The sequence below is a fragment of the Mesorhizobium sp. GW821-FHT04C10 genome, from assembly GCF_059420305.1.
This window is the reverse complement of sequence record NZ_JBWKTL010000001.1, coordinates 805,643-821,790: the sequence shown is the minus strand read 5'-3', so window position 1 is coordinate 821,790 and position 16,148 is coordinate 805,643. Positions and strand designations below refer to the sequence as shown.

The window sequence follows — 16,148 nt, the reverse complement described above, 5'->3', positions numbered from 1 at the left end:
GGTGAACCGGGCTTGCGAGGGGAGCAAGGGGCCAAAAGCCCCTGTTCTCATCAAAACCGAACCTGAAAAAGGTCAACAGGGAGACTGAGCATGACAACGAAACTACTGACGGCACTGCTTCTGGGCACCAGCATTCTCGGCTCGGCCGGGTTGGCTCACGCCGAGGACGTAACGCTCAACATCGAAAGCTGGCGCGGCGACGACCTGTCCATCTGGAAGGACAAGCTGATCCCCGCCTTCGAAGCCAAGAACCCCGGCATCAAGGTGGTGTTTGCACCATCGGCTCCGACCGAATATGACGCCGCGCTCGGCGCCAAGCTCGCCGCCGGATCGGCCGGCGACCTGATCACCTGCCGCCCGTTCGACAAGTCGCTCGAACTGTTCAAGAAGGGCAACCTCGCCGACCTCAGCGCGCTGCCCGGCATGGAAAACTTCTCGCCGGTGGCCAAGTCCGCCTGGCAGACCGATGACGGCAAGGCGAGCTTCTGCGTGCCGATGGCCTCGGTCATCCACGGCTTCATCTACAACAAGGACGCCTTCGACAAGCTCGGCATCAAAGTGCCGGAGACCCGCGACGAGTTCTTCGCCGCGCTCGACAAGATCAAGGCCGACGGCACCTACATCCCGATGGCGATGGGCACCAAGGATCTCTGGGAAGCCGCGACCATGGGCTACCAGAACATCGGCCCCAACTACTGGAAGGGCGAGGACGGCCGCGCGGCGCTGATCAAGGGCACGCAGAAGCTGACCGACAAGGAATGGGTCGCGCCCTTCGAGGAACTGGCCAAGTGGAAGCCCTATCTGGGCGACGGCTTCGAGGCGCAGACCTATCCGGACAGCCAGAACCTGTTCACGCTCGGCCGCGCCGCCATCTACCCGGCCGGCTCGTGGGAGATCGGCCTGTTCAACACCCAGGCCCAGTTCAAGATGGGCGCCTTCCCGCCGCCGGTCGAGAAGGCCGGCGACACCTGCTACATCTCCGACCATACCGATATCGGCATGGGCCTGAATGCGGCTTCCAAGCATGCGGACGCGGCCAAGACCTTCCTGTCCTGGGTGGCTTCGCCGGATTTCGCCACCATCTACGCCAACGCGCTGCCGGGCTTCTTCAGCCTGAACTCGTCGCCGGTGAAGATGGAAGACCCGCTGGCGCAGGAATTCGTTTCCTGGCGCGGCAAGTGCAAGTCGACGATCCGCTCGACCTACCAGATCCTGTCGCGCGGCACGCCGAACCTCGAGAACGAGACCTGGGTCCAGTCAGCCAACGTCATCAACGGCACCGTCACGCCGGAAGACGCGGCCAAGAAGCTGCAGGCCGGCCTCGACAGCTGGTACAAGCCGGCGAAGTAAGAGCTCAGGCAACGGAGCCGGCTGGGCGCATGCCTGGCCGGTTCCGGACTATCCTGGTTCCCAGGGTGCGCCTGTTCGAATAGCGATTGTCGGCACCGCCTCGCGGCCTTACCCTTGATCTCCTTGGGAAGGCTAGCTGATCAGTCGCAGGCCTTTGTTCTTGCCGTATCGGGCAAGGATGGATGGGCCGTGCATCGAGGCATCATCTAGAGCAATTCCAGGAAAAGTGTGAAGCGGTTTTCCGTCCGGAATTGCGTGCAAAAAAGATAGAGCGGTTCGGCGTTTCCGTAAAACGGTGAACCGCTCTAGCATCAACATCGTCTGGAACCGAGAGACGGCGGGAACCGAACTCATGGCCGCAGAAATACGACCGAAAAGACCGTTTCGCTGGCACATCGCCGTCTTCCTGGCGCCGGCCGTGCTCGTCTACACGGCGATCATGATCCTGCCGCTCGCCGGAACGCTGCAGCTGTCGCTGTTCCGCAACATCGAGCAGCACCAGATCTTCGTCGGACTGGACAATTTCCGCACCTTGTTCGGCGATCCCAACTGGTCGGTGGGTTTCTGGAACGCGCTGAGGAACAACACCTGGTTCTTCATGATCCACATGCTGGTGCAGAACCCGATCGGCGTCATGCTGGCCGCACTTCTATCCAGCCCGAAACTTCGGTTCGCGGCCTTCTACCGCACGGCGATCTTCGTGCCGACCATCCTGTCCTTCGTGATCGTCGGCTTTGCCTGGAAGCTGATCCTGTCGCCGCTGTGGGGCGTGGCGCCGCACATGCTGGACCTGGTTGGCCTGAAAAGCCTGTTCACGCCCTGGCTCGGCAAGGAGCAATACGCGCTGACCGCGCTCAGCCTGATCTCGGTGTGGCAGTTCGTCGGCATCCCGATGATGCTGATCTATGCGGCGCTGCTGTCGATTCCCGACGAGGTGATCGAGGCGGCCGAATGCGACGGCATCACCGGCCTGTCGCAGTTCTGGAAGATCAAGCTGCCGCTGATCCTGCCGTCGATCGGCATCATCTCGATCCTCACTTTCGTCGGCAATTTCAACGCCTTCGACCTGATCTACACCGCGCAAGGGGCGCTCGCCGGGCCGAACTATTCGACCGATATTCTCGGCACCTTCCTCTACCGCGCCTTCTTCGGTTTCCAGCTGCAGGTCGGCGATCCCAACATGGGCGCCGCGATCGCCACGATGATGTTCCTGATCATCCTCGGCGGCGTCTGCGTCTACCTCTTCCTCGTCCAGACGCGCCTGCGTCGCTACCAGTTCTGAGGGGCCAGGAGATGAGCACCGCCACCCGTTCGCTGCCCCGCACCATCGGCGCCCACGCGATCCTTTTGACCTACACGGCGATCGCGCTGTTTCCGGTGATCCTGGTGATCATGAATTCGTTCAAGTCCCGCGCCGGCATCTTCGGCGCGCCGCTGACGCCGCCGACGCCGAAAACCTTCGACCTGATCGGCTACACCACGGTGATCGGCCAGGGCGACTTCATCCACTATTTCCAGAACAGCCTTGTCGTCACCGTCGCCTCGCTGTTCTTCGTGCTGTTGTTCGGCGCCATGGCAGCCTTCGCCCTGTCGGAATACCGCTTCCGCGGCAATTCGCTCATGGGGCTCTATCTCGCGCTCGGCATCATGATACCGATCCGGCTCGGCACCGTCGCCATCCTCCAGTTGATGGTGGCGAGCGGGCTGGTCAACACGCTGACGGCGCTGATCCTGGTCTACACCGCGCAAGGCCTGCCGCTCGCCGTCTTCATCCTGTCGGAATTCATGAAGCAGGTCTCCGACGACCTGAAGAATGCCGGCCGTATCGACGGCCTGTCCGAATACACCATCTTCTTCCGCCTGGTGCTGCCGCTGGTGCGGCCGTCCATGGCGACCGTCGGCGTCTTCACCATGATCCCGATCTGGAACGATCTGTGGTTCCCGCTGATCCTGGCGCCGTCGGAGGAGACCAAGACGGTGACGCTCGGCGCGCAGCTCTTCCTCGGCCAGTTCGTCACCAACTGGAACGCCATCCTGGCAGCACTTTCGCTGGCGATCATGCCGGTGCTGATCCTCTACGTCATTTTCTCGCGGCAATTGATCCGCGGCATCACCTCCGGAGCCGTCAAGTGAGTTTGGAAAAACCTCTTCGCGTCGTCGTCGCCGGGCTCGGCAATATGGGCCGCAGCCATGCGCTGGCCTATCACACCAATCCGGGCTTCGAGATCGCTGCGCTGATCAACCGTTCCGACGTGCCGCTGCCGGACGGGCTGTCGGGCTATGGCATCAGGCGTTCCTTCGACGAGGCGCTGCGCGATGAAAAGCCCGATGTCGCCTGCATCGCCACCTATTCCGACAGCCATGCCGACTATGCGGTGAAGGCGTTCGAGGCCGGCTGCCACGTCTTTGTCGAAAAGCCGCTGGCAACGACGGTGGCCGACGCCAAACGCGTCGTCGCGGCGGCACAAGCCAACGGCAGGAAACTGGTGATCGGCTACATCCTGCGCCATCACCCGTCCTGGATCAGGCTGATCGCCGAGGCGCGCAAGCTCGGCGGCCCCTACGTGTTCCGCATGAACCTCAACCAGCAGTCTTCGGGCCACACCTGGGAGACGCACAAGCAGCTGATGCAGACGACCTCGCCGATCGTGGACTGCGGCGTCCACTATCTCGACGTCATGCTGCAGATCACCGACGCCAGGCCGGTCGAGGTGCGCGGCATGGGCGTGCGGCTGACCGAGGAGGTGGCGCCGTCGATGTATAATTACGGCCATCTGCAGGTTCTGTTCGATGACGGCTCGGTCGGCTGGTACGAAGCCGGCTGGGGCCCGATGATTTCGGAGACCGCCTTCTTCGTGAAGGACGTCATTTCGCCGAAGGGCTGTGTGTCGATCGTCATGAAGGAAGGTGTGAAGTCGGACGACATCGACACCCACACCAAGACCTCGACCATTCGCCTGCACAGTGCGGCGACCGGCCCGGACGGCAAGTTCGCCAAAGCCGACGAGATGCTGTCGATGGAAGGCGAACCCGGCCACCAGGACCTCTGCGATCTCGAACAGGCCTTCGTGCTGAAGGCGATCCGCGAGGATCTGGATCTCACCAAACACATGGACGACGCGGTGAAGTCGCTCGCCGTCTGCCTTGCCGCCGACGACAGCGTGCGCAGCGGCATAGCCGTCAAACTCTAACGACAGGAACGAAGCCGTGGGTTCGCTGAAGATCGAGAATGTGAAGAAGGCCTTCGGGCCGGTCGAGGTGCTGAAGGGCATCGACCTCGAAGTGACCGATGGCGAATTCGTCGTCTTTGTCGGCCCGTCGGGCTGCGGCAAGTCGACCTTGCTTCGGGTCATCGCCGGGCTGGAGGATTCGACCTCCGGCCGGGTGTTGATCGACGGCGAGGATGTGTCAGTCACGCCACCGGCCAAGCGCGGCATCGCCATGGTGTTCCAGACCTATGCGCTCTACCCGCATCTGACGGTGAAGAACAATATGGGCCTTGGCCTCAAGCAGGCCGGCACACCCGCGGCCGAGATCGACCGCCGCATCGGCATCGCCTCATCGATGCTGTCGCTTGAGCCCTATCTGGAGCGGCGGCCGGCCGAACTCTCCGGCGGCCAGCGCCAGCGCGTAGCCATCGGCCGCGCCGTGGTGCGGGAGCCCAAGCTGTTCCTCTTCGACGAGCCGCTGTCGAACCTCGATGCCGCGCTGCGCGTCAACACCCGGCTGGAGATCGCGCAGCTGCACCGCCGGCTGAAGGCGACGATGATCTACGTCACCCACGACCAGGTCGAGGCAATGACATTGGCCGACAAGATTGTGGTGCTGAACGCCGGCAGGATCGAGCAGATCGGTGGCCCGATGGAGCTCTACAATGCGCCGGCAAATGAGTTCGTCGCCGGCTTCATCGGCTCGCCGAAGATGAATTTCATCGACGGCGCCCGCCTCGGCGAAACGGCCAAGACCATCGGCGTTCGGCCGGAGCATCTGACCGTCGATCCGAAATCGGGCGCCTGGAAGGGCACGGTGGTGCATGCCGAGCATCTCGGCGCCGACACCAATCTCTATCTCGACTGCGAGAAGGCCGGGCTGATCACGGTGCGGATTTTCGGCGTCTACGACGCCGAGCCGGGCGCGACGCTCTATGCGACGCCGGATCCGGCCAAGACCTATCGGTTTGGCGCTGATGGGAAGGTGCTGAAGTAATCTGGCGCCAACGCCTCTTACCTTCTCCCCTTGTGGGAGAAGGTGGATCGGCGCGTAGCGCCGAGACGGATGAGGGGTCTTCCAGCGGAGTGAGGCGTGAAAAGGCCGAAAGACTTCAGGCGCTTGACTTCTGCAAGCAGAGATCCTTCGCGCACCCCTCATCCGACCTCGCTTCGCGAGGCCACCTTCTCCCACAAGGGGAGAAGGGGAAGAACTGCCGCGGCTACAAATCAGCCTTGAACGTCTGCTTCTGCTGGCCCAGGCCCTCGATGCCCAGTTCCACCACATCGCCCGCCTTCAGGAACACCGGCGGCTTCATGCCGAGGCCGACGCCGGGCGGCGTGCCTGTCGAAATGATGTCGCCGGGATGCAGCGACATGAACTGGCTGAGATAGGACACCAGATATTTGACGCCATAGACCATGGTCTTGGTCGAGCCGTCCTGCATGGTCTTGCCGTTGACGGTCAGCCACATCTTGAGGTTCTGCGGGTCCGCGACTTCGTCCTTGGTCACCAGCCACGGGCCGGTCGGGCCGAACGTGTCGCAGCTCTTGCCCTTGGTCCACTGGCCCTGGCGTTCGGCCTGGAAGGCGCGCTCGGAGACGTCGTGGGCGACGCAATAGCCGGCGACATAATCGAGCGCATCGGCTTCGCTGACATATTTTGCCGTTTTGCCGATGACCACGGCGAGTTCGACTTCCCAGTCGGTCTTCACCGAACCGCGCGGGATCAGCACGTCGTCGTCCGGCCCGACAATGGCCGAGCTTGCCTTCATGAAGATGATCGGTTCCGGCGGTACCGTGGCGCCGGTTTCGGCGGCGTGGTCGGAATAGTTGAGGCCGATGCAGATGAACTTGCCGGTGCCGGCGACGCAGGCCCCGAGGCGCGGCTTGCCGGAAACCGCCGGCAGCGACTTTGCATCGAGCTTGCCCAGCATCTCCAGCGAGGCCGGATGCAGCACCGTGCCGGCAATGTCGGCGACATGGGCGGAGAGATCGCGGATCGTCCCATCCGCATCGAGCAGGCCGGGACGTTCGCTCCCCACCTCGCCATAGCGCAGCAGTTTCATCTAAATCCTTCTCCTGGTTGCGGCCTCGCGGCCTTTTGCAAATTCTCCGCCGAGGCGATGGCTTCCTTGAGGAGCCCGGCGGACCCTACCCATCGACCTGAGAACCGGCAAGCGCGGACATCTGTTGAACGGGTCCGCGAGCCGGATTTTCAGACTTCCCGATCTCGATAAGCGCCGCGATTCTCCGCTTGCCGACCGCCTGCTTGATTGCGCTAGATCGACCAGCCGCCGTCGATATTGTAGGCCTGCCCGGACGTATAGGTCGCGCCGGCCAGATAGACGGCGAGGTCGGCGATCTCCTCCGGCGTGCCGAGCCGGCCCATCGGCTGGCGGGCGATGAAGGCGGCGCGGGCGGCCTCATAGTCGCCCTGCGCATGCATGCGGTCCTGCAGCGACGGGCTTTCGACCGTGCCGGGGCAGATGGCGTTGCAGCGTATGCCCTTGCCGACATAATCGGCGGCGACCGCCTTGGTCAGGCCGATGACCGCGGCCTTGCTCAGGCCGTAGACGAACCGGTTCGGCACGCCCTTGGTCGAGCTCGCCAGCGAGGCCATGTTGATGATGGCGCCATCGCCGCGCTCCAGCATGCCGGGCAGCACGGCGCGGATGGTGCGAACCATGGCGCGGACATTGAGGTTCAGCGCGAAATCGAGATCGCCATCCTTCATCTCGAGGATCGATCCGGAATGGACGAAGCCGGCGCAGTTGAACAGCACGTCGACGCGGCCGATCTCGGCAAAGGCCGTATTGACGGCCTCGTCGTTCAGCACATCCAGCTTGCGGGTCTTGATCCCGGACGTCTTGGCGAGTTCGGCGAGCAGCACCTCGTTGATGTCGGTGGCATGGACGGTGGCTCCAGCCTTGGCGAAGGCCAGTGCGCTCGCCTTGCCGATGCCTTGTGCCGCCGCCGTGATGACAACGACCTTGCCTGCCAGATCCGCCATGCTTTTCTCCTCGCTCCTCTGGATCATCCGAATTTACCGGCGTCCTGCCACGGCGTCGTGTGCCAGTAAGGCATCACCATGCAGCCTGGGCCGCCGTCAGTTTACAGATAAAGATGTTTTTTCTCGTTAAAGAACATGTGTCCGGGCGTCAAGTCCGAACGCGATCACCATTGCGACAGCACGGAAATGTCAGTCGCCGTAAGGCACCCAGACGTTCTTCACCTCGATGGCGCGGCGCAGGAAAGCATCGCCGGCCGCCTCGTCGGATGCCCAGTCCAGGCTGCGGCCATTGCCGCTCCAGACGCGCTTGAGGTTGCCGACGGACTCGGCTTCCGCCCTGGCGCAGGTCTCGGCATCGGCGAACACCCAGAGCCCGTCGACATCGTCATGCTTGGCCAGCACGCCGGCAAGCTCGGCGCTGCGTCCGGTGACGATGTTGATGGCGCCGGCCGGAACATCGGAATATTCGATCACCTGATAGAGGTCGGTGGCGAGCAGCGGATAGCGTTCGGACGGCACGGCGACCACGGTGTTGCCCATCGCGAGCGCCGGGGCGATGAGCGAGATCAGGCCAAGCAGCGGCGAGGCATCGGGCGCTACGATGCCGACGACGCCGACCGGCTCGTGCAGGGCCAGCGTCACGGCGCGAGCCGGCGGCTGGTGGACGCGGCCCTCGAACTTGTCGGCAAGGCCGGCATAAAGGAACAACCGCTCGATCGACTGCTCGACCTCCTCGCGCGCCGCCTTGGCCGTCACGCCTGTGAGCTGCACGAGGCGTGCGGCGAACTCATCGGTGCGGCCGGACAGGTTCTCGGCAAGATAGTAAAGCACCTGGGAGCGGTTATAGGCGGTCGCCTCCGGCCAGGCCTTGGCACCGCGTGCGGCCGAAACCGCGTCACGAATGTCCTTGCGGCTGCCGAGCCCGACCTCGCCGGCCAGCTTGCCCTTGGCGGTGGCGACGGCCAGCGAATAATTGCCGTCCGGCCGTACCTGCTTGCCGCCAATGAAGAGCTTCGCCGTGCGGTCTATGGCCAGGCCGTCGGCTTGCTCGACCGGTTGCGCCGAGACAGTCGCGGCCTTGATGACCGGACCGAGCGGCAGCTTTGCCGCGAGATACTCGAACATGCCTTCGCGCCCGCCCTCGCGGCCAAAGCCGCTCTCGCGGTAGCCGCCAAAGCCGCAGGCAGCGTCGAACATGTTGGTGCCGTTGACCCAGACGACGCCGGCCTTCAGTTGCGGCGCCACGTGCAAAGCCAGATTGACGTTCTCACTCCAAACCGAGGCCGCCAGTCCATAGCGCGTGTTGTTGGCGAGTTCGATCGCTTCCTCCGTGTTGCGGAAGGTCATGGTCGCCAGAACCGGCCCGAACACCTCTTCCTGGGCAAGGATATTAGCCGGCGAAACACCGGTTGCGAGCGTCGGCAGATGGTAATAGCCGGAGGACGGCAGCGCCGCGTCCGGCTGCCAGCAGACGGCGCCCTGTTTCGCCCCTTCGGCGACCAGTCCCTTGACGCGGTCGAGCTGTGTGATGTCGACCAGCGGGCCGATATCGGTGTTCTTGTCGAGCGGACTGCCGACGCGCAACCTGCTCATCCGCGACTTGACCTTGGCGATCAGGGCTTCGGCAATGCCCTCCTGCACCAGCAGCCGCGAACCGGCGCAGCAGACCTGGCCCTGGTTGAACCAGATGCCGTCGACCAGACCTTCCACGGCGCTGTCGAGATCGGCATCCTCGAAGACGATGAAGGCCGATTTGCCGCCGAGCTCCAGCGACAGCTTTTTCCCCGATCCCGCCGTGGCTTTGCGGATGATCTTGCCGACCTCCGAGGAGCCGGTGAAGGCGATCTTCTGGATGCCGGGATGATTGACGATGGCAGCCCCCGCTTCGGGTCCGCCATGGACAATGTTGACGACGCCCTTCGGCACCCCAGCGCGTTCGCAAATCTCGGCGAACAGAATTGCGGTCAATGGCGTGAATTCGGCCGGCTTAAGCACCACCGTGCAGCCGGCGGCAAGCGCCGGCGCAATCTTCCAGGCCAGCATCAGCAGCGGGAAATTCCACGGGATGATCTGGCCGACGACACCGACACCCTTATGGCCCGGAAAGTCCTTGTCCAGCGCCTGCGCCCAGCCGGCATGATGGATGAAATGGCGGATCGCCAGCGGCACGTCTATGTCACGGCTTTCGCGGATCGGCTTGCCATTGTCGATTGTCTCCAGCACGGCGAACAGGCGCTGGTGGCGCTGCATGGCGCGGCCGATCGCGTAGAGCACCTTGGCGCGCTGGTAGCCTGAACTGGCGCTCCATTTCGGCAATGCCTTGGTGGCTGCGGCGACCGCCGCGTCGATATCGGCCGCACTGGCGTCCGAAACCTTGGCCAGCAGCTTGCCGGAAGACGGCTCGCTGGTCTCGAAAGTCTTGCCGCCGGACGCGGCCTTCCAGGCACCGTCGATGAACAGCGCCTTGCCGAAATCGCGCGCGGCAAGCCATGCATCGGCCTCGTTGCGGGCTTCCGGCGCCGGGCCGTAGTCCATGGCGTGATAGCGGTCGAGAATGTTCATCGTGCCTCCTTCACCCTCCCAAGGGAGGGTCGATCGGCAAAGCCGATCGGGGTGGGTGCTCAAGCCATCGCGTGGCGGTGATTGGCCGAATAATGCCCGGTCAAATGGTGCTCCAGCTGGCGCTCGATGTCGGTCAGCAGGCTCGACGCGCCGAAGCGGAACAGCTCGGGTTCGAGCCACGGCCGGCCGAGTTCTTCCTTCATCAGCACCAGCCAGTCGAGCGAGGCTTTCGCGGTGGAGATGCCGCCGGCTGGCTTGAAGCCGATGAGATAGCCGGTCTCCTCGAAATAGGCCCTGATGGCGCGCACCATGGCGAGGCCAACCGGCAGCGTCGCATTGACGCTTTCCTTGCCGGTCGAGGTCTTGATGAAATCGGCGCCCGCCATCATCGCCACCATCGAGGCCAGCATGACATTGCGCAGCGTGGCGAGGTCGCCGGTGCCGAGAATGACCTTCAGATGCGCGTCACCGCAGGCGGCGCGCATCGACACGATCTCATTGTAGAGCTCCCGCCATTTGGCGCCGAACACCAGCCCGCGCGGAATGACGACGTCGATCTCGTCGGCGCCGTCGCGCACCGAAGCCTCGATTTCCTGCAGGCGCGTCGACAGCGGCGCAAGGCCATGCGGAAAGGCCGTGGAAACGGCGGCGACATGGATGCCGGTGCCGCGCACGGCGTCGACGGCGGTAGCGACGAAGGGATGGTAGACGCAGACAGCCGCCGGCCGGATGGTTTCGCCCGAAATGCCGAGGCCCTCGACGATGTCGCGGCGCAGCGGGTTGATCGCCTTGGCGCAGAGCCGGCGCACCCGCTCCTCGGTGTCATTGGAATTCAGCGTCGTCAGGTCCATGCAGGCAATGGCGCGCAGCAGCCAGGCCGCTTGGTTGTCGGCCTTGATCGAGCGCCGCTTGGTCAGGCTGGCGACGCGCCGTTCGAGTGCCGAGCGGTTGACGCTGCGAACCGATTCCATGAAGCCGGGATCGAGCTTCATGCCGGGATTGCGCGCGATGCGATGATCCGGCGGTATCGGGGTGTTGGCGGCGGCGCGAGCCGGCAGCGGCGTCACTTTCGACGCGCTGGTGCCGGGCTCGGCTTCGCGGATCGTATTGCTCATTTCCTGCCCTTTCTCGTTCAATGCATGTCGCCCAAAAGTGACCTCGGTTTTGGGGGAACGACATGCATAAAACAAAAGCCTAAAGCGCGTTGCACGAATCCGTTCCGACGCGACGCGCTTTAGGGCGATACTTACACGATCGTTTGGACCGAGGCCACAAGCGGATGTCGGCCCGCGCGCCGACGCAAGCCTACTCGGCCGCCAGCTTGCGCGCCGCCACGCCGATTTCAGCCTCGATAAGTTCGGGTTCGGCATGCTCCGACTCATGCTTGCCGAATGAGGTGAGCCAATGGGAAAGGTCGTCGAGGTAGAGATAGATCACCGGCGTGGTGAAGAGCGTCAGCGCCTGGCTGACAAGCAGCCCGCCGAACATTGTGTAACCGAGCGGCTGGCGGATTTCCGCCCCGGTGCCGTTCTCCAGCATCAGCGGCAGCGCGCCCAGCATCGAGACCATGGTGGTCATCATGATCGGCCGGAAGCGCAGCAGGCAGGCCTGGCGGATCGATTCCAGGGAGCTGAGATTCTGGTCCCTTTCCGCCGCGATGGCGAAGTCCACCATCATGATGCCGTTCTTCTTGACGATGCCGATGAGCAGGATGACGCCGATCAGCCCGATCAGGTTGAACTCCATATGGAAGACGAGCAGCGTGCCCAGCGCGCCAAGCCCGGCGGAGGGCAGAGTGGAGAGAATGGTCAGCGGGTGGACGTAGCTTTCATAGAGGATGCCGAGGATCAAATAGACCACCACCAGCGCGCCGAGGATGAGCACCGGCACTGAAGACAGCGACTGCTGGAAGGCCTGTGCCGTTCCCGTGTAGTTGGTCTGGATAGTCGCCGGCAGCCGCATCTCGGCGGCGGCCCTGTCGATGGCGGCGGTGGCTTGGCCGAGCGCGATGTTGGGCGCCAGGTTGAAGCTGATCGTCACCGAAGGGAACTGGCCTTCGTGATTGATCACCAGCGGCTGCACTGGTTTCGTCGTCCATTTGGCGATGGCCGAGAGCGGCACCTGCGACCCGCTCGATGTCGTCAGATAGATCTGGTCGAGCGCCTTCAGGTTGCCGCGCAGCGACGGCAGCACCTCCAGGATCACATCGTAGGTCGAAAGCTGCGTGAAGTACTGGGCGATCTGGCGCTGGCCGAAAGCGTCGTTGAGCGTGTTGTCAACGTCGTTCGCCGTCAAGCCATAGCGGGCGGCCTGGTCGCGATCGACCTGCAGCGTCAGCGTCGTGCCGGAACTCATCTGGTCGGTCGAGACGTCGCGCAATTCGGGCAGGCGCTGCAAGGCCGTCAACAGTTTGGGCGCCCAGTCATCGAGCGAGTCGAGGTCGCTGCTTTCCAGCACATACTGGTATTGCGAGGCCGACAGTTTGCCGCCGACGCGCACGTCCTGCGAGGCCTGCATGAACAGGCGCGCGCCCTGGACGGCCGATAGCTTCGGCTGCAGCCGCCGGATGATCTGGTCGGCCGAAACGTCGCGCTCGTCACGCGGCTTCAGCTGGATGAACATGCGGCCGGTGTTCTGCGTGTTGCCATTGCCGCCCGTCGATGCCGCGAAATGCGCCACCGCCGAATCCTTGGAGACGATCCCGGCAAATTGCGCCATGTAGGATTGCATCTGGCCGGTGGAGACGTCCTGGCCCGCGATCACCTGGCCGAAAATCAGGCCGGTGTCCTGCTGCGGGAAGAAGCCGCTTGGAACCAGCGTGAAGAAATAACCGGTCAGCCCGACGCAGGTCAGGAATACCAGCAGCGTGATGAAACGATGCCCGAGCGCCCGGTCGAGGCCGCGCTCATAGGCGCGCAGCATGCCGTCGAAAACGCTTTCGCTCCACCGGTAGAGCCTGCCGTGATGTTCCTCGTTGGCGGGCTTGATGAAGCGCGAAGCCAGCATCGGCGTCAGCGTCAGCGAGACACAGGCCGAGACCAGAATGGTCATGGCCAGCGTCACCGCGAACTCCTTGAACAGGCGGCCGATAATGCCGCTCATCAGGAGCAGCGGGATCAGCACCGCCACCAGGGAAATCGAGATCGACATGATGGTGAAGCCGATCTCGCTGGCGCCGCGGATCGCGGCATCCATCGGTTTCTCACCGTGCTCGATATAGCGGACGATGTTCTCCAGCATGACGATGGCGTCGTCGACGACAAAGCCGATCGAGATCGTCAACGCCATCAGCGACAGATTGTCGATGCTGTAGCCGGCGGACCACATCAGGGCGCATGCGCCAAGCAGCGCCAGCGGCACGGTGAAGGCCGGGATGGCGGTCGCCCAGACATTGCGCAGGAACAGGAAGATCACCATCACCACCATCCCGATGGTGAGCATCAGCGTGAACTGCACATCCGCCACCGAGGCGCGGATGGTCTGGGTGCGGTCGGAAAGCACCTGCAGCTTCAGCGAGGCCGGCATCGAGGCGGTCAGCATCGGCAGCTCCGCCTTGATCTTGTCGACCGTGTCGATGATGTTGGCGCCCGGCTCCTTGAAAATGACGAGCACGACGCCGCGTGTCGTGTCGGTCCAGCCGGCCTGGGTGTAGTCCTGCGCGTCGAGCACGGCCCGGCCGACATCCTTGACCCGCACCGGCGCCCCATCGCGATAGGCGATGATGGCGTTGTTCCAGTCATCGGCCGCCGTCATCTGGTCGTTGGAGAAGATGGTGAAGGAGCGCACTTCGCCCTGGATGTTGCCCTTGGGCAGGTCCACCGTGCCGATCGACAGCGGGGTGCGCACCGCTTCCAGCGACAGGCCCCTTGCCGCGAGCTTGGCGGGATCGAGCTGGACACGGATCGAAGGCGTCTGCTGGCCGCCGACCAGCACCTGGCCGACGCCGTCGACATGGCTGATCACTTGCGCCAGCTTGGTGTAGACGTCGTCGCTCAACGTCGTCAGTGGCAAGTCGGTCGAACTTGCGCCGATCAGCATGATCGGCGAATCGGTCGGGTTGACCTCCCTGTAGGTGGGTGGATTGGGGAGGTTCTTCGGCAGCTGTCCGCCGGCGGCGTTGATGGCCGACTGCACCAGCCCGGCGGCCGATGCGATATCGACGTCGAGCGCGAATTGCAGGGTGACCTGGCTCGAGCCGGACAGGCTGCTCGATGTCATTTCGGCAATGCCCGGTATCTGCGCGAACTGCGTCTCGAGCGGCTGGGTCACCGACGATGCGATCGTGATCGGGTCGGCGCCCGGCAGGCTGGTCGACACCTGGATCGTCGGGAAGTCGACGTTCGGCATCGCCGCGACGGGCAGGTTGAGATAGGCGACCACGCCGACGAACAGCACGCCGATCATCAACAGCGACGTGGCGACGGGATAGCGGATGAAAGGCGTGGAAACACCGATCTGTGCCATCAGCTTGCACCTCCGGCAGCGCCGTTCTGCGCCTGTCCGCCGCCAGGAGCCGGCGTTGGATCGACGCTTGCACCATCGACCACCCGGTATTGGCCGGCAACCACGACACGCTGTCCGGCGGCGAGGCCGTCGGTGACGACCGTTTGCCCGCCGTCCGAAGGACCCGTTTTGACGGCTTGCCGACGGACCTTGCCGTCGTCGCCGACGGCATAGGCGAAGAGCCCGTCAGGGCCGTGCTGGACGGCTTCGTCCGGCACCACGATCGCGCCCACCATCGTGCCGATGCGTATGCGCGTGTTGACGGACAGGCCCGGCCACAGCGCATTGTCCTGGTTCGTGAACGTCGCCTTGAGCGAAATCGTGCCGGAAGCCTGGTCGACCGCGTTCTGGATCGCTTCCAGTCTGCCGCTCGCCAGCACGGTCTTCATGTCCGCGCCAAGCGTATCGATCGCAACCGGGCCGGCCGCGAAAACCTTGTTGATGGTCGAAACCTCGTCCTGCGGCTGCGTGAACGACACATAGATGGGCTGGAGCTGCACGACCGTGAAAAGCCCGGGGCTCTGGCCGGCCTGCACGATGTTGCCCGGATCGATGGTGCGGAAGCTTGTCTTGCCGGTCAGCGGCGCCGTGATCCGGGTGAAATCGAGGTTGAGCTGCGCCGCCTCGATCGCTGCCTTGTCACCCTCGATCGTGGCGGCGGTCGTGGTGACGACAGCCTGCTGGTTATCGACATCCTGCTGGGTTTCGAACGTCTTTTTCAGGAGCGTGGACAGGCGATCGAGGACGACCTGCGCATTCTTGAGCGTCGCTTCGTCCTCCGCCTCCTTGGCCTTCGCCTGGTCGAGCACCGCCTGATAGGGACGAGGGTCGATCTCGGCGAGCAGGTCGCCCTGCTTGACCATTTGCCCCTGCTCGACCGGAACCTGGTTGACGACGCCGGCGACGCGGCTCGAGATGCTGACGTTGTTCAGCGGCGTCACCGTGCCGAGCCCATAGAGATAAAGCGGGAAATCGGTCTTCTCTGCCGTGGCCACGGTGACCGGGACCCTGGGCGAGGGTTGCGCCGTTTGGGTGGCTGCTCTTGCCACGCCGTCGGCGTGGCTGCGCCATAGGCCGTAGCCGCCGGCGAGCAGGAGGAGTGTGGTCAACAGGACGATGCTCCGGGAGCGCTTCGGCCGTTTGCGACTGGTTTGCTGTGTTGATGAAATGCTCATGGTGCCGTCCACCTGGCTGGCAAGAATATCAAGCCTTTTCAGGATGGTTGGGAGGTTAGGACCGACCGCGTCGATCACCGGGACAGTAGTCCCGATGGCCCGGCCCTGTCAGGTTACAAGTCGGTCATGTTGCGCTGCGGCATTCAAGGATGCGTGAGGCCGCCTTGAATGCTGCATCGCAATAAAGTGACTTCCAGGGTCCGTCCGAGCCAGGGCTCGAGGAGCGCCTCAACCGCACACGGCCATGCGGGCCCGGTCGACGCGGCGGACGTCGACATTGCCGTTCCCGGCACGACCGTGCCTGGCCTGAAATCAGATATGACGGTATGCGCTGACAGG

Annotated in this window: 11 protein-coding genes; 5 read left to right on the top strand and 6 right to left on the bottom strand. The window is 63.8% G+C overall.

Going from position 1 to position 16,148, the window contains the following annotated elements:
• Positions 1–90 precede the first annotated feature (90 nt).
• The 5 genes from AC07UC_RS03865 (at position 91) to AC07UC_RS03845 (ending at position 5,556) form a co-directional block, all read left to right on the top strand.
• Complete coding sequence (locus tag AC07UC_RS03865) at positions 91–1,350, top strand: ABC transporter substrate-binding protein (protein WP_494904128.1); 1,260 nt, start codon at positions 91–93, stop codon at positions 1,348–1,350.
• Between the two features lie 352 nt (positions 1,351–1,702).
• On the top strand, positions 1,703–2,632 hold the full coding sequence (locus AC07UC_RS03860; RefSeq protein ID WP_140770862.1) for a carbohydrate ABC transporter permease: 930 nt from the start codon (positions 1,703–1,705) through the stop codon (positions 2,630–2,632).
• Between the two features lie 11 nt (positions 2,633–2,643).
• A complete protein-coding gene (locus AC07UC_RS03855) occupies positions 2,644–3,483 on the top strand; it encodes a carbohydrate ABC transporter permease (RefSeq protein WP_494904126.1) in 840 nt (279 codons plus the stop codon).
• Positions 3,480–4,541: a Gfo/Idh/MocA family protein gene (locus tag AC07UC_RS03850; RefSeq protein WP_494904124.1), complete on the top strand. Its 1,062-nt coding sequence runs from the start codon at positions 3,480–3,482 to the stop codon at positions 4,539–4,541. The genes AC07UC_RS03855 and AC07UC_RS03850 overlap by 4 nt, the downstream gene beginning before the upstream one ends.
• 16 nt (positions 4,542–4,557) lie before the next feature.
• A complete protein-coding gene (locus tag AC07UC_RS03845) occupies positions 4,558–5,556 on the top strand; it encodes an ABC transporter ATP-binding protein (protein ID WP_056573804.1) in 999 nt (332 codons plus the stop codon).
• 223 nt (positions 5,557–5,779) lie between these two features.
• On the opposite strand, the gene AC07UC_RS03840 is transcribed toward AC07UC_RS03845, so the two are convergent.
• The 6 genes from AC07UC_RS03840 to AC07UC_RS03815 all read right to left on the bottom strand — a co-directional run bounded on the left by AC07UC_RS03840 (position 5,780) and on the right by AC07UC_RS03815 (position 15,743).
• A complete protein-coding gene (locus AC07UC_RS03840; RefSeq protein WP_494904121.1) occupies positions 5,780–6,625 on the bottom strand; it encodes a fumarylacetoacetate hydrolase family protein in 846 nt (281 codons plus the stop codon).
• Positions 6,626–6,837: 212 nt separating this feature from the next.
• Positions 6,838–7,569, bottom strand: a complete 732-nt coding sequence (locus tag AC07UC_RS03835; RefSeq protein ID WP_140770858.1) for an SDR family oxidoreductase — start codon at positions 7,567–7,569, stop codon at positions 6,838–6,840.
• A 189-nt stretch (positions 7,570–7,758) separates the two neighbouring features.
• Complete coding sequence (locus tag AC07UC_RS03830; RefSeq protein WP_494904119.1) at positions 7,759–10,131, bottom strand: aldehyde dehydrogenase family protein; 2,373 nt, start codon at positions 10,129–10,131, stop codon at positions 7,759–7,761.
• Positions 10,132–10,190: 59 nt separating this feature from the next.
• Positions 10,191–11,246 carry a deoxyribose-phosphate aldolase gene (deoC, locus tag AC07UC_RS03825; RefSeq protein ID WP_494904117.1) on the bottom strand — a complete coding sequence of 352 codons (1,056 nt, stop codon included), beginning with the start codon at positions 11,244–11,246 and terminating at the stop codon, positions 10,191–10,193.
• Positions 11,247–11,436: 190 nt separating this feature from the next.
• On the bottom strand, positions 11,437–14,595 hold the full coding sequence (locus AC07UC_RS03820) for an efflux RND transporter permease subunit (protein ID WP_494904116.1): 3,159 nt from the start codon (positions 14,593–14,595) through the stop codon (positions 11,437–11,439).
• A complete protein-coding gene (locus AC07UC_RS03815) occupies positions 14,595–15,743 on the bottom strand; it encodes an efflux RND transporter periplasmic adaptor subunit (protein WP_494904115.1) in 1,149 nt (382 codons plus the stop codon). The genes AC07UC_RS03820 and AC07UC_RS03815 overlap by 1 nt, the downstream gene beginning before the upstream one ends.
• Between the last annotated feature and the right edge of the window lie 405 nt (positions 15,744–16,148).

Excerpts from the sequence above, each read along its gene's own strand:
- AC07UC_RS03865 (WP_494904128.1), top strand. The coding sequence starts at position 91 with ATGACAACGAAACTACTGACGGCACTGCTTCTGGGCACCAGCATTCTC.
- AC07UC_RS03860 (WP_140770862.1), top strand. The coding sequence starts at position 1,703 with ATGGCCGCAGAAATACGACCGAAAAGACCGTTTCGCTGGCACATCGCC.
- AC07UC_RS03855 (WP_494904126.1), top strand. The coding sequence starts at position 2,644 with ATGAGCACCGCCACCCGTTCGCTGCCCCGCACCATCGGCGCCCACGCG.
- AC07UC_RS03840 (WP_494904121.1), bottom strand. The coding sequence starts at position 6,625 with ATGAAACTGCTGCGCTATGGCGAGGTGGGGAGCGAACGTCCCGGCCTG.
- AC07UC_RS03835 (WP_140770858.1), bottom strand. The coding sequence starts at position 7,569 with ATGGCGGATCTGGCAGGCAAGGTCGTTGTCATCACGGCGGCGGCACAA.
- AC07UC_RS03830 (WP_494904119.1), bottom strand. The coding sequence starts at position 10,131 with ATGAACATTCTCGACCGCTATCACGCCATGGACTACGGCCCGGCGCCG.
- deoC (WP_494904117.1), bottom strand. The coding sequence starts at position 11,246 with ATGAGCAATACGATCCGCGAAGCCGAGCCCGGCACCAGCGCGTCGAAA.
- AC07UC_RS03820 (WP_494904116.1), bottom strand. The coding sequence starts at position 14,595 with ATGGCACAGATCGGTGTTTCCACGCCTTTCATCCGCTATCCCGTCGCC.